This is a genomic window from Streptomyces sp. NPDC048696, assembly GCF_043198895.1.
Classification (GTDB): Bacteria; Actinomycetota; Actinomycetes; order Streptomycetales; family Streptomycetaceae; genus Streptomyces.
In genome coordinates, this window is sequence record NZ_JBICVJ010000026.1 from 13233 (window position 1) to 29230 (window position 15998).

A 15998-nucleotide genomic window follows, 5' to 3' on the forward strand; every position below is an offset into this window, starting at 1 on the left:
CGCCGCATGACGGAAGCGGAGACGGCCGAGGGCCACGGCGAGGCCCATCACGGAGCCCTCGGTACGCGCCTGAACTGGCTGCGGGCGGCGGTCCTGGGTGCCAACGACGGCATCGTGTCCACGGCGGGCCTCGTCGTCGGCGTGGCGGGCGCGACGGGGGACCGCTCTACGCTCCTGACGGCGGGCCTCGCCGGCCTGCTCGCGGGCTCGATGTCGATGGCGGCGGGCGAGTACGTCTCGGTGTCGACCCAGCGCGACTCCGAGAAGGCCGCCCTCGCGCTGGAGCGGCGCGAGCTGAGCGAGGAGCCGGAGGCCGAACTGGACGAGCTGACCGGCCTGCTGGAGGGCCGCGGGCTCAGCCCGGAACTGGCCCGGGAGGCCGCGCAGCAGCTCACCGAGCGCGACGCCCTGCGCGCCCACGCGCGCGTGGAGCTCGGCATCGACCCCGACGAGCTGGCCAACCCCTGGCACGCGGCGGGCGCGAGCTTCCTGGCCTTCACGGTCGGCGCGCTGCTCCCCCTGCTGGCGATCGTGCTGCCGCCGTCTTCGGTACGCCTGTACGTGACGGTCGGCTCGGTCCTGGCGGCCCTGGCCCTGACCGGCTGGTGGAGCGCCCGACTGGGCTCGGCACCGGCGGGGGCGGCGGTGCTGCGCAATGTGAGTGGGGGTGCGGTGGCGATGGGGGTTACGTATGTGGCGGGGGTGTTGTTGGGGGCGGCGGGGGGTTGAGGGTCAGGGGCGGGTGCGGGAGATCTTGAGGCGTTCCGGGGGGATGAGGTCGGCGCCGATGACGGGCATGTCGTCAGGCAGTGTGATCGTGAGTGCGGGCAGGTCTGCCAGCGGGGTGAGGTCGAGCGGGGTTCCGGCGGCAGTCGACCTGGAGAGATGCACCTTGCTCAACTGGGGCAGCTCTCGTAACGGCCCGAGACCGTACGGGAGTTGACACTCGCCCAGGGACAAGTTCTGGAGCCGGGCAGCGCCCGCTAGCCCGCTCAGATCGAGAGCAGTGAGCTCGTAGAGGCCCAGGTGCGTCAGTCGTCCGAGCAGGTCGGGCATCCGGCATAGTTCCCGTAGTTGCGACTGTCCGGCGAGCGTCAGATTGGTGAGGAGCGGCCAGCGTTCGATGCCGTTGAGACTCGCGTACCGGATCTGGCGCTCAAGCATCAGCGACGTCAGCTGGGGGCCCAGGGGTAGCTCAGCAAGGCTCTCGATGAGCGCGGGATGGCCGATGAAGGCTCCCTTGAGGCTGGTCGCCTCCCGCAGCGGCTCCAGCGAGAGCTCCGGATCGAGCATGTAGAGGGAGATTTGCTCAAGGCCCGGCGTGGCGATCGGCGTCAGATCCCGAAGCGCCGAACACCGGCTCAGCCCCAGATGCTTGAGTCGGGGGAGTGAGGCCAGCGGAGTGAGATCTGTGAGATCCATGCTGCCGTAGACGAAGACGTATTCCGCTGCCTGGACTTCGGTCAGTGGGGTGAGATCGGTGTGGTTGCCTGACACGTGGATGCGATGAGCGCCAGGAACCAGTCGAAGCGCGAGCAACTGCTCCGGAGTCGTCGCGGTCAGCACAGCGCGGTCCCACGTCCCCGCGGCCAACACCTCCCGCGCGTGCTCCTCGGTGTCGAACGACCCCCAGGCGCCGGATACCTGCGTGGCGACCAGGGGTCGCCCGTCTTCTCGAAACCGCGAGACCACCTGCAACGCCGCATCCCCCCTGATCAGCGCAGCCGTCCGCACCACCGCCCCCGCCTCGTACTCGTCCAACCCCTCCGGCCCCGGCAGCAGCTCAAGCACCAGCTCGCCCACCTTCGCCAGCTTGTCCGCGTCGTCCAGGCTGCGCGGCGGCAGCAGCTCCCGCGTCCGGGTCTGGATCGCGTCCCGGATCGCCGGGTCCAGCTCGGGAGCGTGTTCCAGGCAGGCCGCCGCCAGCAGTACCAGCCGGTGGCGCAGCTTCGGGGCCCGGTCCGCGCGGCGGAGCAACTGCTTGAGCAGTCGCGCCCGTTCGTCCGCGCGCGCGTGCCCCACCGCCATCTGGACGACGTCGTCCCATGTGTCGTCGTGCGCGTTGGCCGCCAGCACGCCGAAGTCGCGGGACTCCACCGCCGCCTTCGCGCCCAGGTAGTCCTGGAAGGTGCGGTGCACGAAACCCACGGTGCCGGGGGCCGGTTCGCGTAGCAGGCCGCTGCGGATCAGGAGGTGGGCGAAGACCTGTTCCGCGGTGCCGCGCACCTGCGGCATCGCGGTGAGCCAGTCGGCGATCATGGCCATGGCCTCGCCCTGCTCGGCCTCCACCTGGGCGTTGCGGATCAGCCAGTACGCGAGTCGCTGGAGGAGCGCGGTCTGTTCCTCGCGGGTGAGCTCGACCCCCTCCACGCACGCGATCTCGCGTTCCGTGTCCCGTCGTACCAGCAGCATGTCGAGGGCCGCGTCGTACAACTCCTTCCTCGCGCGAGGCAGTTGCATCCGGCGGTCGCGGTTGAGCGCGCACAGCAGGGCGCACATCAGCGGGTTGGTGGCGAGCCGTCCGAGGTCCCGGCGGCTGCCGACCGCTTGGCGCAGCGAGGTCTCGTACGTCGCCAGCTGTGCGCGCTCCGCGTCGCTCAGGCACTCGCCGCGCGCGGCGTCGTGCCAGTGGCCGATGAACGCGCGGATGTCGTCCCGTTCCATCGGCAATAGTGAATGGGCCACGAAGCCCTGCCGGGAGAGCCAGTCGACGGGCACGGCGGAGGGGCGGGTGGTGACGACGTACCGCGCGTTCGGGAACGCGGCGATCAGCGACTTCAGCCAGGTCTCGGTACGGTGGCGCAGCCGTGTCGGGACCTCGTCCACCCCGTCGACGAGGACGAGGGCCCGGCCGTCCGCGAGCAGCCGCTCCGCCCACCCGGCGGGCGCCGTCCCGTGCAGCGGCACCCCGCCCGCGCGCAGGAACTCGTCCGGCAGCGGGAGCGCGTCGGCCTGGGTGAAGGCGCGCAGCCGCAGAACGAAGGGGACGCACCGGTTCCAGTCCGCCATCTCCCCGGTGAAGGTGCGCCGCGCGGCGTTGAGGGCCAGCCACTGGACGAGGGTGCTCTTGCCGGAGCCCGCGGGTCCGCGCAGCACCAGGCGGTCGGCGGCGGCGAGCGCCTGCTCGGCCTTGACCGCGACCTGGTCGCCCCGGGCAAGGCCGAAGTCCCCGCGCTCGCCGCTCACCGCGAGGCTGATGTAGGCGGTGTCCAGCGCCCATTCGCTCCGCGAGCGGCCCAGTGTCAGCCCGTACAGCTCAAGCCGCCCGTGCGTCTCGGTCACGTAAGCCGCGTATTGCTCCTCGAAGCTCAGTGCCGCCGCCTGGGCGCGCGGGCCGAGGCGGTCGCGTACGTCCGCCACCAGCGCGTGCGTCCGACCCGCCGTCCGCGCCTGCTCCACCGCCGCCCGCGCGGCGAACGCGGGGTGGGCGGTCAGCTGCTCGACCACGTGCGCGCAGCACAGACCCAGCAGCTCCTCGTACAGGCCCTCGCCCGGGCCCGGGTGCGGGCGGCGGAGCTCGGCGCGCAGCCGCTCGGGGTCCAGGTCGAGCGCGAACAGGTGCTCCGGCGTGATCTCGCCCGCCGCGAACGCGTCCGCCACCGCGTCGGCCGCCGCCGTCCGCTCGTACCCGGGCAGCGAGCCGTAGGAGTCCGTCAGCCTTCGGCCGAGCACCTTCGCCAGCCGCTCCGGCGACGCGGGCTTCGGCAGGGGCCGGACGGGGGCGGGGACCAGACCCGCTCCGGGCCTCGGGCTCAGGAGGGACTTGGCGACGGTGGAGACCACCGTGCCCGCCAGCCGCATGAGCGCAACTTCCATGCCGGACACGGCAGTTGACCTCCCCCTGGGGCCCGGAGGAGCAAATCGTACGCCCGGCGGCCGTGCCGTCATTGGCAGAAGGTGCCAAAAGTCGCTGACAACTTGTCTCGCATACTTGTCAGTAACAACCTCTAGCGCACCCGCCACCCCGCCCCTACGGTGCAGGCATGTCGCCGAACCTGCCCGATGTCGTGCTGTGGTCGATACCCGCCTTCGTGCTGCTCACCGTCGTCGAAATGGTGAGTTACCGGATACATCCGGATGACGAAGCGGCCGGGTACGAGACGAAGGACGCCGCCACCAGCGTCGGCATGGGGCTCGGCAGCCTGGTCTTCGACGCGCTGTGGAAGATCCCGATCGTCGCGATCTACACCCTGGTGTACGAGCTGACACCGCTCAGCATCCCCATCCACTGGTGGACCCTGCCGCTGATGCTGCTCGGGCAGGACTTCTTCTACTACTGGTCCCACCGGGGCCACCATGTGATCAGGATCCTGTGGGCCTGCCATGTGGTGCACCACTCCAGCAAGAAGTTCAACCTCACCACCGCGCTGCGCCAGCCCTGGACGACGTGGACGGTGTGGCCGTTCTACGTGCCGCTGATCGCCCTCGGCGTGCACCCGGCGGCGCTCGCGTTCTGCTCGGCCACCAACCTGGTCTACCAGTTCTGGGTGCACACCGAGCGGGTCGGCAAGCTGCCCAGGCCGTTCGAGTTCGTCCTGAACACGCCCTCCCACCACCGGGTCCACCACGCCTCCCAGGGCGGCTATCTGGACCGGAACTTCGGCGGGATCCTGATCGTCTGGGACCGGATGTTCGGGTCGTTCACCCCCGAGACCGACCGACCCGTCTACGGGCTCACCAAGAACATCTCCACCTTCAACCCGCTGCGGGTCGCCACCCACGAGTACGCGGCGATCGCCCGTGACATGCGTGCCGCGAGCAGCTGGCGCGAGCGGGCCGGGCGGGTCTTCCGGGGTCCGGGCTGGCAGCCGGCCGCCGCCGCACCGGCGCCCGCCGAGGCCGCGCCCACCGAGGCCGCCGAGCCCGAGCCCGTCTCCGAGCAGCACGCGTGACGGCGGTCGCCGCCGAGCGGAACCGCGCCCGGCTGGTCCGTCCGCTGCTGCTCGCCTTCGGGGCCGTCGCCGTCGTCGACCTGCTCTGCCTTGCCGCCGGGTGGCGGGCCGGGCACGTGGTCGCCAAGCCGCTGCTCATGCCGCTGCTCGCCGGGCACGTGTACGCGCGCGGTGGGCCCCGGATGCTGGTGGCCGCGCTGCTGTGCGGCTGGGGCGGTGACGTGTTCCTGCTCTCCGACGCCGACCCCGCCTTCCTGCTCGGCATGGGCTCGTTCGCGGCCGGGCACGTCTGCTACCTGCTGCTCTTCGGGCGGGGCCGGACGTCCAGAGGGCTCGGGGCCGCGTACGGGCTCGCGCTGGTCGGCACCGTCGCCGCGCTGTGGGGCGATCTCCCGGCCGGGCTGCGTATCCCCGTCGCCGGGTACAGCCTGCTGCTCACCGCCATGGCGTACCGCTCCAGCGGGCTCGGGCCGGTCGTGGGGCTCGGCGGGGCGCTGTTCCTGCTCTCCGACACGCTGATCGCCACCGGCGTCGCCGACTGGCCGCAGCTGCCGCGCCCCGACTTCTGGGTGATGCTCACGTATCTCGCCGCGCAGGCACTCCTGGCACAGGCGTACGGTGAGATGCGGACTTCCCGTGCGGCCACGTTCCGTACGCCCCCCGACTGACCAGCAAGGATCTGCCCCATGCGCGCCACCGTCATCCACGCCCCCCACGACATCCGGGTGGAGGAGGTGCCGGACCCGATCGTGCGGCTGCCCACCGACGCGGTGGTCCGCGTGCTGCGCGCCTGCATCTGCGGCAGCGACCTGTGGGCGTACCGGGGCGAGTCGGCGCGCCAGCCGGGCCAGCGCATCGGGCACGAGTTCCTGGGCGTGGTCGAGGACGCGGGCGCCGAGGTGAACGGCTTCCGGGCCGGTGACCTGGTGGTCGCGCCGTTCGTCTGGTCCGACGGCACCTGCGAGTTCTGCGCCGAGGGGCTGCAGACGTCCTGCCCGCAGGGCGGCTTCTGGGGCTCGGTGGGCTCCGACGGCGGCCAGGGCGAGGCGGTCCGGGTGCCGTTCGCCGACGGCACGCTGGTCAAGCTGCCCGCCGCCGCGGCCGCCGACGACCACCTGCTCACCGCGCTGCTCGCCCTCTCCGACGTGCTCGGCACCGGCCACCACGCCGCCGTCGGCGCGGGCGTGAAGCGCGGCTCCACGGTCGCCGTCGTCGGTGACGGGGCCGTCGGGCTCTGCGGCGTCCTGGCCGCCAGGCGGCTCGGTGCCGAGCGGATCATCGCGCTCGGCCGCCACCAGGCCCGTACCGACATCGCGCGGACCTTCGGCGCCACGGACGTCGTCGCCGAGCGCGGCGAGGCCGCCGTCGACGCGGTGCGCGAGCTGACCCGGGGCCAGGGCGCGCACGCGGTCATCGAGGCGGTCGGCACCGAGCAGTCGATGCGTACGGCCGTCGAGATCACCCGCGACGGCGGCGCCATCGGCTATGTCGGCGTCCCGCACGGCAGCGGCACCGGCCTCGACCTGAGCGTCATGTTCGACCGCAACATCGCCCTGCGCGGCGGTGTCGCCCCGGTCCGCGCCTACATCCCCGAGCTGCTGCCGGACGTCCTGTCCGGCACCGTCGACCCGTCCCCGGTCTTCGACCTGACGGTCGGCATCGACGGCGTGCCGGGCGGCTACAAGGCGATGGACGAGCGTACGGCCCTGAAGGTGCTGGTCAAGCCGTAGCGCGTACGTCGTACGCGGCCCGGCGGGGCCGGGCGCGTCGCGCCGCCCGGCCCCGACCTTGCTGCTAGCGAACCGCGTTGAGCGCGTCCACGATCCCCGCCCCGTAGAACCCGCTGCGGTGCCGTCCGCCCTCGCAGACCGCGTCGGGCTTGCCGTCGCCGTCGATGTCGTACGGGTCGGGGCAGGCGGTCGGGTCGGCGCCCTCCTTCAGGAGCTCCTTGATCTTCCAGGCGGGCGCGTGCGGGTGCTCGGACTTCAACAGCGCGGCCACGCCCACCACATGCGGGGTCGCCATGGAGGTGCCCGCCATGTAGGCCCACTTGCCGCCGGGCACCGGGCCGAGGATGAGGCCACTGGTGGCCGGGGCCTGCGGCGGCTGGTACGCGGTGGAGTCGCCGCCGGGCGCGGCCACGTCGATGACGCCCAGACCGTAGTTGGAGAACGAGGACTTCAGCCCCTTGGCCCCGGTCGCGGCGACCGTGACCACACCCGGCAGCTGGGTCGGGATGTCGAAGCACTCGTGCGGGTCGACGGTCCGGTTGCCCGGGGTGCTGTCGTTGGGGCTGGCCGGGTCGGTGATCGAGTCGGCCGCGAGGTCGTAGTGCTCGTTGCCCGCCGCCGCCACATTGACCGTGCCCTTGGACTCGGCGTACCGGCTGGCCCGGGTGATCGCCTCGACCAGCGCCTTCTGATCGGGGTCGGTGGTGCAGTTGAAGTACCAGGGGTCGGTGTAATAGCTGTTGTTGGTCACATCGATGCCGTGGTCGGCCGCCCACATGAAGCCGCAGACGACCGCCTCGGTGTAGAAGAAGCTGCCGCCCTGGGTGGACACCTTGATCGCGGCGACCTTCACCCCGGGTGCGACGCCGGTGATGCCCACCCCGTTCTTGGCCGCGGCTATCTCGCCCGCCACATGTGTGCCGTGCGGGGAGCCGCCGGTGGTGAACGGGCGCCAGGCGCCGTCGGTGGTGTCCGGCTTGCCGCCGATGCAGCTCACCGACTTGGCCCGGTCGAAGTTGGGCGCGATGTCCGGGTGGGTGTCGTCGACGCCCGTGTCGATCACGCCGACGGTCACCTTGGAGCTGCCGAGCGTCCGCTCGTGCGCCTTGTCGGCCTTGATGGCCTTCAGGTCCCACTGCAACGGCTCCAGCGGATCCTGCCCGGCCGCCGCCCCGGCGGTGGCGGCCCTCACTTCCTCCTCGCTGAGCAGCTTCGGCGTACCGACGTCGGTCGTCGCCTGCGCGGGCAGCGGCGCGGTCCGGGTCGCCCCGGCCGAGGCGACACCCCGTACCTCTCTGATGGTCCTGGCGAAGTCCGGATCGGCCGAGTGCACGACGATCACGCCGATCCGGTCGTACGCCTGGACGACGGTGCCCCCGGCCGCCCCGATCGCCTTGGTGATCCGGGCCGAATTCCCCTGCCCCTTGCGGAGGTTGACGACATAGCTGAGCGAGGGCGCGGCGTCGGTGCGCGCGGTCGCCTTCGCCGGCGCCGGGTCGGCCGGCGCGGCGGACGCGCTCCCGGGCAGCACGGCGAGGGCGGTGGCGGTCGCCATCGCGACGGATACGGCGATGGCGCGCTGCGTACGGGAGAGGTGCAACATCATGGGTTCTCCATGTGGTTGACGGATGTCTCGTGACGTACGGAAGTGCCTTGCGGGTGTTGCCCGGTCGCCCGGCCGTTCGGTCATCGGCCGGGTGACCGTCCGATCAGCGGTGCGGCTGCGGCTACTCGGTCACCGCGCGCAGCGCGTTCACGACGCCGAAGCCGTAGAACCCGTTGACGCGCTTGCCGCCCTCGCAGGTGGAGTCCTGGACGCCGTTGCCGTCCGGGTCGTAGAGGCCGGTCGGGCAGCCGGGGTTGTCGGCCTGCGCCTTGAGCAGGGCTCGCAGCTCGGCCGGGGACGCCCACGGGTGCTTGGACTTCAGCAGCGCGGCGACCCCCACGACGTGCGGCGTCGCCATCGAGGTGCCCTGCTTGTAGCCGTACAGGCCGCCGGGCAGCGTCGACAGGACGCGGCCGTTCTTGTCCGGGGTGTCCGGGATCTGGTACTTGTCACCGCCGGGCGCGGCCACGTCGACCTGCCCGAGGCCGTAGCTGGAGTAGTACGACTTGATCCCCTGCACACCGGTCGCGGAGACGGTGACGACACCGGGCAGCTGGGCCGGGATGTCCGGGCACTTGGCCGGGTCGACGGTCACCGTGGGGTGCGGCGCGGGCTGGTCGTCCGGGCTGGTGGTGTCGGTGAGCGCGTGCTTGGACAGGTCGTAGTTCGCGTTGCCCGCCGCCGCGACGTTCAGGACGCCCTTGTTCTCGGCGTACCGCGTGGCCCGGGCGACCGCGTCCAGGAGCGCCTTCTGGTCCGGGTCGTCCTTGCAGGTGAAGTACCAGGGGTCCACGTAATAGCTGTTGTTGGTGACGTCGATGTGGTGCTCGGCGGCGAAGACGAAGCCGCAGACCACCGCCTCGGTGAAGAACAGTCCGCTGCCCTGCTCGGCGACCTTGATCCCGGCGACCCGCACGCCCGGCGCGACCCCGGCGACCCCGATCCCGTTGCGCGCGGCCGCGATCTCGCCCGCGACATGGGTGCCGTGGTCACTGCCGCCGACGTACGGCCGCCAGGCGCCCGGCGAGGTGTCGGCGACGCCGCCCACGCAGTTGGCCGACTGGGACGCGGAGAAGTTGGGGGCCAGATCCGGGTGGGTGTCGTCGACCCCGGTGTCGATCACGCCGACGGTGACCCGGCGGCTGCCCTGGTAGATCTTGGCGGCCCTGTCGGCGCCGATCGCCCGCAGGTCCCACTGGTTGGCCTCAAGGGGCTCCTGGCCGGGCCCGGCCGCGGCCATCGCCTTCGCCGCCTCGGCCGGGGTGAGCGTCTGGGTGGTGCCCTCCTCGGTGGTGGCGAGGGACTTCAGCGGTGTCGTACGGGTCGCGCCGGCCGAGGCGACGCCCCTGACCGCGCGTATTCGCTGGGCGAAGGCGGGGTTCGAGGAGTGCACGACGACCACGCCTATCCGGTCGTACGAGACGACCACCGTGCCGCCCGCCTCGGCTATCGCCTTCTGTACGCGGGCCGAAGTGCCGTGTCCGCCCGTGGTGTTGACGACGTACGAAAGGTTCGGCCCGTCGGCGGGGGCGGCCGGTGCGGCCGAGGCCGAGGTCGTCGGGAGGAAGCCGAGCGAGGCGGTGAGCGCCAGACCGGCCGGGAGCGCGAGCGCCCGTCGCCGCCGGGATCCCAGATGCGCCATGGGTTCTCCACATCATCCGTGAGAGCCGTCCGCCCGCGGGTCGCGGCTGGACGGGTACATGACCAGCGAAGCTAGCGCCGATCAACCCGGCCCATCAACGAGTTCGCCGGTCTTCGTCCGGGATTCGTGTGCCTGCCGTGAACGCGGCGCAGAGAAAATCCACCGGTCTGAACCGAGACGCGGCGCCGTCCGTGCCGTTGTCAGGGGGACCACCATCACCGATCCCCGACTGTGAGGCCCCCCTTGCCGTCCATCCCCACCGCACCCTCGTCGCGAGGAGACTCCGTGGCCACCGATGTGCCACCGCCCCAGGGCGGTTCCGACACACGCGTCCAGCCCCCCACCGAGCGGTTCGTCGAGGTACAGGCGAGCGAGGAGTTCGCCGAACTGCGCCGCACCCACCGCAGGTTCGCCTTTCCGCTGACGGTCGCCTTCATCGCCTGGTACCTGCTGTACGTCCTGCTGTCGAACTACGCGGGCGGCTTCATGGGCCACAAGCTGTTCGGCAACATCAACGTGGCGCTCGTCTTCGGTCTCGCCCAGTTCCTCACCACCTTCCTCATCGCCTGGCTCTACTCGCGGCACGCCGCGTCCGAGCTGGACCCGCGGGCCGAGGCGATCAAGTCCCGTATGGAGGCCGACGCATGAGCGCCGCGTACGCCCACGTCCCGCTCGCGGCGACCGCCACCAGCGAGCACCGGCCGCTGATCATCACCCTGTTCGCGGTGTTCGTCGCCGCGACCCTGGTGATCACCGTCTGGGCCGGCCGCCAGACCAAGAGCGCCGCCGACTTCTACGCGGGCGGCCGCCAGTTCACCGCCTTCCAGAACGGGCTCGCGGTCTCCGGCGACTACATGTCCGCCGCGTCCTTTCTCGGCATCGCCGGAGCCATCGCGCTCTTCGGCTACGACGGCTTCCTGTACTCGATCGGGTTCCTCGTCGCGTGGCTGGTCGCGCTGCTCCTGGTCGCCGAGCCGCTGCGCAACTCCGGCCGGTACACGATGGGCGACGTCCTCGCCTACCGGATGCGCCAGCGCCCGGTCCGCACCGCCGCCGGCACCTCGACGATCGTCGTCTCGATCTTCTATCTGCTCGCGCAGATGGCCGGTGCGGGCGTGCTCGTCTCGCTGCTGCTCGGTATCACCAGCGACGCGGGCAAGATCCTGATCGTCGCCCTGGTCGGCGTGCTCATGATCGTGTACGTCACCATCGGCGGTATGAAGGGCACCACCTGGGTGCAGATGGTCAAGGCGGTCCTGCTCATCGCGGGGACCATCCTGATCACCTTCCTGATCCTGCTGAAGTTCCACTTCAACCTCTCCGACCTGCTGGGCACGGCCGCCAAGAACAGCGGCAAGGGCAGCGCGTTCCTGGAGCCCGGCCTCAAATACGGCAAGACCGGCACGTCCAAGCTGGACTTCATCTCGCTCGGCCTCGCCCTGGTGCTCGGCACCGCGGGTCTGCCGCACATCCTGATCCGCTTCTACACCGTTCCGTCGGCCAAGGCCGCCCGGAAGTCGGTCAACTGGGCGATCGGGATCATCGGCGCGTTCTATCTGATGACGATCGTGCTCGGGTTCGGCGCCGCGGCGCTGCTCAAACCGGCCGACATCATCGCCTCCAACCCCGCCGGCAACACCGCGGCGCCGCTCGCGGCCCTGGAGATCGGCGGCGGCAGCGGCTCCAACGGGGGCGCGATCCTGCTCGCGGTGATCTCGGCGGTCGCCTTCGCCACGATCCTCGCCGTCGTCGCGGGCCTCACCCTCGCCTCGTCGTCGTCCTTCGCGCACGACATCTACGCCAACGTGATCCGCAAGGGGAAGGCGACCGAGCAGGAGGAGGTCCGGGCCGCGCGCGGGGCCACCGTCCTGATCGGCGCGGTCGCCATCGTGCTCGGCGCCTTCGCGCGCGACCTGAACGTCGCGGGTCTGGTGGCGCTGGCCTTCGCGGTCGCCGCCTCCGCCAATCTGCCGACCATCCTCTACAGCCTGTTCTGGAAACGGTTCACCACGCAGGGCGCGCTGTGGTCGATCTACGGCGGTCTGACCACGGCGGTCGTCCTGGTGCTGTTCTCGCCGGTGGTCTCCGGCAACCCGAAGACGTCGATGTTCAAGGGCGTCGACTTCCACTGGTTCCCGCTGGAGAACCCCGGCCTGATCTCGATCCCCGTCGGCTTCCTGCTCGGCCTGATCGGATCCCTGCTCTCCAAGGAGGAGCCGGACGCCGGCAAGTACGCGGAACTGGAGGTCAAGTCCCTCACGGGCATCGGTGCGCACTGAGGACGTCCGTACGGAAAGCCGCCGCGGCCACGTCGTAGAGACCTACGACGTGGCTGTGTCGCACCTCGTGGCAAACGGCCCCTGTCGTTGTCCGATCTCTCGCGTAGGCTCGGCGGTATACACCAACCGATCACCGGGGGAGGGGGCCCACAGTGCTCATCGACACGTACGGCCGGGTCGCCACTGACCTGCGCGTTTCGCTGACGGACCGCTGCAATCTGCGCTGCACCTACTGCATGCCGGAAGAGGGCCTGCAGTGGCTCTCCAAGCCGGATCTGCTCACCGACGACGAGATCGTCCGCCTGATCCGGATCGCCGTGACGGATCTCGGTATCACCGAGGTCCGCTTCACCGGCGGGGAGCCGCTGCTGCGGCCCGGCATCGTCGGCATCGTGGAGCGCTGCGCGGCCCTTCAGCCGCGCCCCCGGATGTCGATCACCACCAACGGCATCGGCCTGAAGCGTACGGCGGCCGCGCTCAAATCGGCCGGTCTGGACCGGGTCAACGTCTCCCTGGACACCCTGCGCCCCGACGTCTTCAAGACCCTCACCCGCCGCGACCGCCACCACGACGTCATCGAGGGCATGGCGGCCGCGCGCGAGGCCGGGCTCACCCCGGTGAAGGTCAACGCGGTCCTGATGCCCGGGCTCAACGACGACGAGGCCCCCGACCTGCTGGCCTGGGCGGTGGAGAACGAGTACGAGCTGAGGTTCATCGAGCAGATGCCGCTCGACGCCCAGCACGGCTGGAAGCGCGACGGCATGATCACGGCGGGTGACATACTCGCCTCGCTCCGTACGCGGTTCACGCTCACCCCCGAGGGCGACGACGAGCGGGGCTCCGCGCCCGCCGAGCGCTGGGTGGTGGACGGCGGGCCGCACCGCGTCGGCGTCATCGCCTCGGTGACCCGCCCGTTCTGCGCCGCCTGCGACCGCACCCGGCTCACCGCCGACGGCCAGGTGCGCACCTGTCTGTTCGCCCGCGAGGAGTCGGACCTGCGGGGCGCGCTGCGCTCGGGGGCGCCGGACGAGGAGATCGCCCGGCTGTGGAAGCTGGCGATGTGGGGGAAGAAGGCCGGATCCGGTCTGGACGACCCGGCGTTCCTCCAGCCCGACCGCCCGATGTCAGCGATCGGCGGCTGATTCCCACTCCGCGAGCGGCACCACGTCCTTGAGGAAACCGCGTATCCCGAGGAACTGGGAAAGGTGCTCGCGGTGTTCGTCGCACGCGAGCCACGTCTTGCGGCGCTCCGGCGTGTGAAGCTTGGGGTTGTTCCATGCCAGCACCCAAACGGCCTCGGTGCGGCAGCCCTTGGCGGAACAGATGGGCGTCTCGTCGGCGATCTCGTCACTCACGGATACATTCTGCGCCATCGACGAGGGGTGACATGGCGACGCCGAGCAGCCACGGGGGGAGCTGCCCGGCGTCGGTCCGTCGCTCCGACGGGGGATGCGGAGCGCCTACGCAGTATGTCACGGGGGACCCGGTGTGGTGCACCGGAACTTCATGATTGATCTGAGCTTTTCTTGAGCTTTGCAGACTGTGACGGATCAGGTCTGCTCGCGTGACCACTGTTCGTGGTCAGGGGTCCCGGTGGCCCCCGAAGGGTGCCCCGGAACGCCCTGTCCGGCCGTCCCGAGCATCGGCCGCGAGGGCGCCGGAATGTAGGTCGAGGGCAGTGAAGGCGCGTTCTCCCGACCGGCGTTGGCGATCACGACAGCCACATAGGGGAGCAGGGCTCCCAACACCAGGGTCACGATTGCGACAGGGCGCTCGATGTTCCACAGCACGGCGGTCAGGACGACCGACACCGTACGGATCGACATCGAGATCACATAGCGCCGCTGGCGCCCCCGCACATCCTCGGCGAGTCCCTGCCGGGCCCCGGTGATCCGGAAGACCTCGGCCCCGCTCCGCTTCCGCGACACGCTCCACCACCCGACTCCACACCGGACTCTCCCCGGTCCGCACTGCTCTCACCGTACGCCCGGGATCCGTCGGGTTCGAGACCGGGGCCGGTCCGGCGTGTGCGAATGATCCGGTTCGTACTGCGTACGGCGGAGTCCGACATGCGCCGTATGGCGGGTGGGTCAACACTGGCCGCAACCGCTCATGTCGAGCGGAAGGCCCGGCGCTGTGCTCGGCGCGGCGCTCCTGACGGGCGGAACGAGGAGGCAGCCATGGGCTGGTTGTGGGCGATCATCGTGGGATTCGTGCTGGGCATCATCGCGAAGGCGATCCTGCCCGGCAAGCAGCACAGTCCGCTCTGGCTGACCACCATCTTCGGCATGATCGGCGGTGTGGTCGGCAACTCGATCGCCCGGGCGATCGGCATCGCCGAGACCAAGGGCATCGACTGGGGCCGGCACGGCCTCCAGGTCGCGGCGGCGGTCGTCATCGTCTTCATCGGCGACATGCTCTACATGGCGCTGAGAGGCAACAAACAGCAGGCCTGACGGCAGGCCCGGTACGCCGAAGGGGGCGGCCCGCAACGGGACCGCCCCCTCCGTACGCGACGTATCGACGTACGCGACGTATCGACGTACGCGACGTAGCGAACGTGCGGGTCAGGCGCCGGTGACCTCGATCGCGGCCAGGTTCTTCTTGCCGCGGCGCAGCACCAGCCACCGGCCGTGCAGCAGATCGTCGGCCGTGACCACCGCGTCCTCGGACGTCACCTTCGCGTTGTTCACGTAGGCGCCGCCCTCCTTCACGGTGCGCCGGGCCGCCGACTTGCTCGCCACCAGCTCGACCTCGGCGAACAGGTCGACGACGAGACCCAGCTCGGCCACCTCGGCGTGCGGCAGCTCGCTGAGCGCCGCGGCCAGCGTCGGCTCGTCCAGCTCCGCGAGGTCGCCCTGGCCGAACAGCGCCTTCGACGCGGCGACGACCGCCGCGCACTGGTCGGCGCCGTGCACCAGCGTGGTCAGCTCCTCGGCGAGCGCGCGCTGCGCGGCGCGCGCCTGCGGACGCTCCTCGGTGAGCTGCTCCAGCTCCTCGATCTCGGTGCGGGACTTGAAGCTGAAGATCCGCAGGAACTTGGAGACATCACGGTCGTCCGCGTTCAGCCAGAACTGGTAGAACGCGTACGGCGTGGTGCGCTCCGCGTCCAGCCAGACCGTGCCGGACTCCGTCTTGCCGAACTTGGTGCCGTCCGCCTTGGTGATCAGCGGGGTGGCCAGCGCGTGCACCTCGGCCTCCGGCACGACCCGGTGGATCAGGTCGGTGCCCGCGGTGAGGTTGCCCCACTGGTCGCTGCCGCCGGTCTGGAGCACACAGCCGTGCCGCCGGTACAGCTCCAGGAAGTCCATGCCCTGCAGGATCTGGTAGCTGAACTCTGTGTAGCTGATGCCCACGTCGGAGTTGAGCCGCCGGGAGACGGCCTCCTTGGCGATCATCTTGTTGACCCGGAAGTGCTGGCCGACGTCGCGCAGGAACTCGATGGCCGACAGGCCAGACGTCCAGTCCAGGTTGTTGACCATGGTCGCGGCGTGCGGGCCCTCGAAGTCGAGGAACCGCTCGATCTGGCCGCGCAGCCGCTCGACCCAGCCCGCGACGGTCTCGGGCGCGTTCAGCGTGCGCTCCGAGTTCGGCTTGGGGTCGCCGATCAGACCGGTGGCACCGCCGACCAGACCCAGCGGACGGTGGCCCGCCTGCTGGATCCGGCGCATGGTGAGGATCTGGACCAGGTTGCCCAGGTGCAGGCTGGGCGCGGTCGGGTCGAAGCCGCAATAGAACGTGACGGGACCGTCCGCGAACGCCTTGCGCAGTGCGTCCTCGTCAGTGGAGAGGGCGATCAGCCCGCGCCACTGCAGCTCATCGACGATGTCCGTCACGGTCGTACGTCTC

At 70.8% G+C, this 15998-nt stretch carries 14 protein-coding genes; 8 read left to right on the forward strand and 6 right to left on the reverse strand.

Features of this window, described 5'->3' with window-relative positions:
* Positions 1-6: 6 nt before the first annotated feature.
* A complete protein-coding gene (locus ACGFRG_RS34095) occupies positions 7-729 on the forward strand; it encodes a VIT family protein (RefSeq protein ID WP_361431663.1) in 723 nt (240 codons plus the stop codon).
* A 3-nt stretch (positions 730-732) separates the two neighbouring features.
* On the opposite strand, the gene ACGFRG_RS34100 is transcribed toward ACGFRG_RS34095, so the two are convergent.
* Positions 733-3816, reverse strand: a complete 3084-nt coding sequence (locus ACGFRG_RS34100; RefSeq protein WP_393270307.1) for an NACHT domain-containing protein — start codon at positions 3814-3816, stop codon at positions 733-735.
* 167 nt (positions 3817-3983) lie between these two features.
* Here ACGFRG_RS34100 and ACGFRG_RS34105 point away from each other — a divergent pair, with 167 nt between their 5' ends.
* The 3 genes from ACGFRG_RS34105 to ACGFRG_RS34115 are packed head-to-tail and all read left to right on the forward strand — an operon-like array spanning position 3984 to position 6622.
* Positions 3984-4892, forward strand: a complete 909-nt coding sequence (locus tag ACGFRG_RS34105; RefSeq protein WP_393270310.1) for a sterol desaturase family protein — start codon at positions 3984-3986, stop codon at positions 4890-4892.
* Positions 4889-5560, forward strand: coding sequence for a lysoplasmalogenase (locus ACGFRG_RS34110; RefSeq protein WP_393270313.1), 672 nt, complete (start codon positions 4889-4891; stop codon positions 5558-5560). The genes ACGFRG_RS34105 and ACGFRG_RS34110 overlap by 4 nt, the downstream gene beginning before the upstream one ends.
* 18 nt (positions 5561-5578) lie before the next feature.
* Positions 5579-6622: a zinc-dependent alcohol dehydrogenase family protein gene (locus ACGFRG_RS34115; RefSeq protein ID WP_361431657.1), complete on the forward strand. Its 1044-nt coding sequence runs from the start codon at positions 5579-5581 to the stop codon at positions 6620-6622.
* A 64-nt stretch (positions 6623-6686) separates the two neighbouring features.
* Here ACGFRG_RS34115 and ACGFRG_RS34120 read toward each other — a convergent pair whose 3' ends face one another.
* Positions 6687-8225: a S8 family serine peptidase gene (locus ACGFRG_RS34120; RefSeq protein ID WP_393270377.1), complete on the reverse strand. Its 1539-nt coding sequence runs from the start codon at positions 8223-8225 to the stop codon at positions 6687-6689.
* A gap of 124 nt (positions 8226-8349) precedes the next feature.
* Complete coding sequence (locus ACGFRG_RS34125; RefSeq protein WP_393270317.1) at positions 8350-9870, reverse strand: S8 family serine peptidase; 1521 nt, start codon at positions 9868-9870, stop codon at positions 8350-8352.
* A gap of 285 nt (positions 9871-10155) precedes the next feature.
* Between ACGFRG_RS34125 and ACGFRG_RS34130 the strand changes: the two genes are divergently transcribed.
* The 3 genes from ACGFRG_RS34130 (at position 10156) to moaA (ending at position 13291) form a co-directional block, all read left to right on the forward strand.
* Complete coding sequence (locus ACGFRG_RS34130) at positions 10156-10518, forward strand: DUF485 domain-containing protein (RefSeq protein WP_361431653.1); 363 nt, start codon at positions 10156-10158, stop codon at positions 10516-10518.
* On the forward strand, positions 10515-12149 hold the full coding sequence (locus ACGFRG_RS34135; protein WP_361431651.1) for a cation acetate symporter: 1635 nt from the start codon (positions 10515-10517) through the stop codon (positions 12147-12149). Before ACGFRG_RS34130 ends, ACGFRG_RS34135 begins: the two co-directional genes overlap by 4 nt.
* A gap of 152 nt (positions 12150-12301) precedes the next feature.
* On the forward strand, positions 12302-13291 hold the full coding sequence (moaA, locus tag ACGFRG_RS34140; RefSeq protein ID WP_361431648.1) for a GTP 3',8-cyclase MoaA: 990 nt from the start codon (positions 12302-12304) through the stop codon (positions 13289-13291).
* On the opposite strand, the gene ACGFRG_RS34145 is transcribed toward moaA, so the two are convergent.
* Positions 13274-13522 carry a hypothetical protein gene (locus tag ACGFRG_RS34145; protein ID WP_361431645.1) on the reverse strand — a complete coding sequence of 83 codons (249 nt, stop codon included), beginning with the start codon at positions 13520-13522 and terminating at the stop codon, positions 13274-13276. The genes moaA and ACGFRG_RS34145 overlap by 18 nt on opposite strands.
* 177 nt (positions 13523-13699) lie before the next feature.
* Complete coding sequence (locus ACGFRG_RS34150; RefSeq protein WP_393270320.1) at positions 13700-14077, reverse strand: DUF3099 domain-containing protein; 378 nt, start codon at positions 14075-14077, stop codon at positions 13700-13702.
* Positions 14078-14329: 252 nt separating this feature from the next.
* On the opposite strand from ACGFRG_RS34150, the gene ACGFRG_RS34155 reads away from it, so the two are divergent.
* A complete protein-coding gene (locus tag ACGFRG_RS34155; protein ID WP_361431640.1) occupies positions 14330-14605 on the forward strand; it encodes a GlsB/YeaQ/YmgE family stress response membrane protein in 276 nt (91 codons plus the stop codon).
* A 111-nt stretch (positions 14606-14716) separates the two neighbouring features.
* Here ACGFRG_RS34155 and tyrS read toward each other — a convergent pair whose 3' ends face one another.
* Entirely contained in the window at positions 14717-15985 is a 1269-nt protein-coding gene (gene tyrS / locus ACGFRG_RS34160) for a tyrosine--tRNA ligase (protein ID WP_361431638.1), read from the reverse strand.
* Between the last annotated feature and the right edge of the window lie 13 nt (positions 15986-15998).

What these genes read in the sequence shown, in the direction of transcription:
- ACGFRG_RS34115 (WP_361431657.1), top strand. Translation starts at nt 5,579, where the DNA reads ATGCGCGCCACCGTCATCCACGCCCCCCACGACATCCGGGTGGAGGAG.
- ACGFRG_RS34125 (WP_393270317.1), bottom strand. Translation starts at nt 9,870, where the DNA reads ATGGCGCATCTGGGATCCCGGCGGCGACGGGCGCTCGCGCTCCCGGCC.
- ACGFRG_RS34155 (WP_361431640.1), top strand. Translation starts at nt 14,330, where the DNA reads ATGGGCTGGTTGTGGGCGATCATCGTGGGATTCGTGCTGGGCATCATC.
- ACGFRG_RS34135 (WP_361431651.1), top strand. Translation starts at nt 10,515, where the DNA reads ATGAGCGCCGCGTACGCCCACGTCCCGCTCGCGGCGACCGCCACCAGC.
- ACGFRG_RS34095 (WP_361431663.1), top strand. Translation starts at nt 7, where the DNA reads ATGACGGAAGCGGAGACGGCCGAGGGCCACGGCGAGGCCCATCACGGA.
- ACGFRG_RS34120 (WP_393270377.1), bottom strand. Translation starts at nt 8,225, where the DNA reads ATGTTGCACCTCTCCCGTACGCAGCGCGCCATCGCCGTATCCGTCGCG.
- ACGFRG_RS34145 (WP_361431645.1), bottom strand. Translation starts at nt 13,522, where the DNA reads ATGGCGCAGAATGTATCCGTGAGTGACGAGATCGCCGACGAGACGCCC.
- ACGFRG_RS34105 (WP_393270310.1), top strand. Translation starts at nt 3,984, where the DNA reads ATGTCGCCGAACCTGCCCGATGTCGTGCTGTGGTCGATACCCGCCTTC.
- ACGFRG_RS34100 (WP_393270307.1), bottom strand. Translation starts at nt 3,816, where the DNA reads ATGGAAGTTGCGCTCATGCGGCTGGCGGGCACGGTGGTCTCCACCGTC.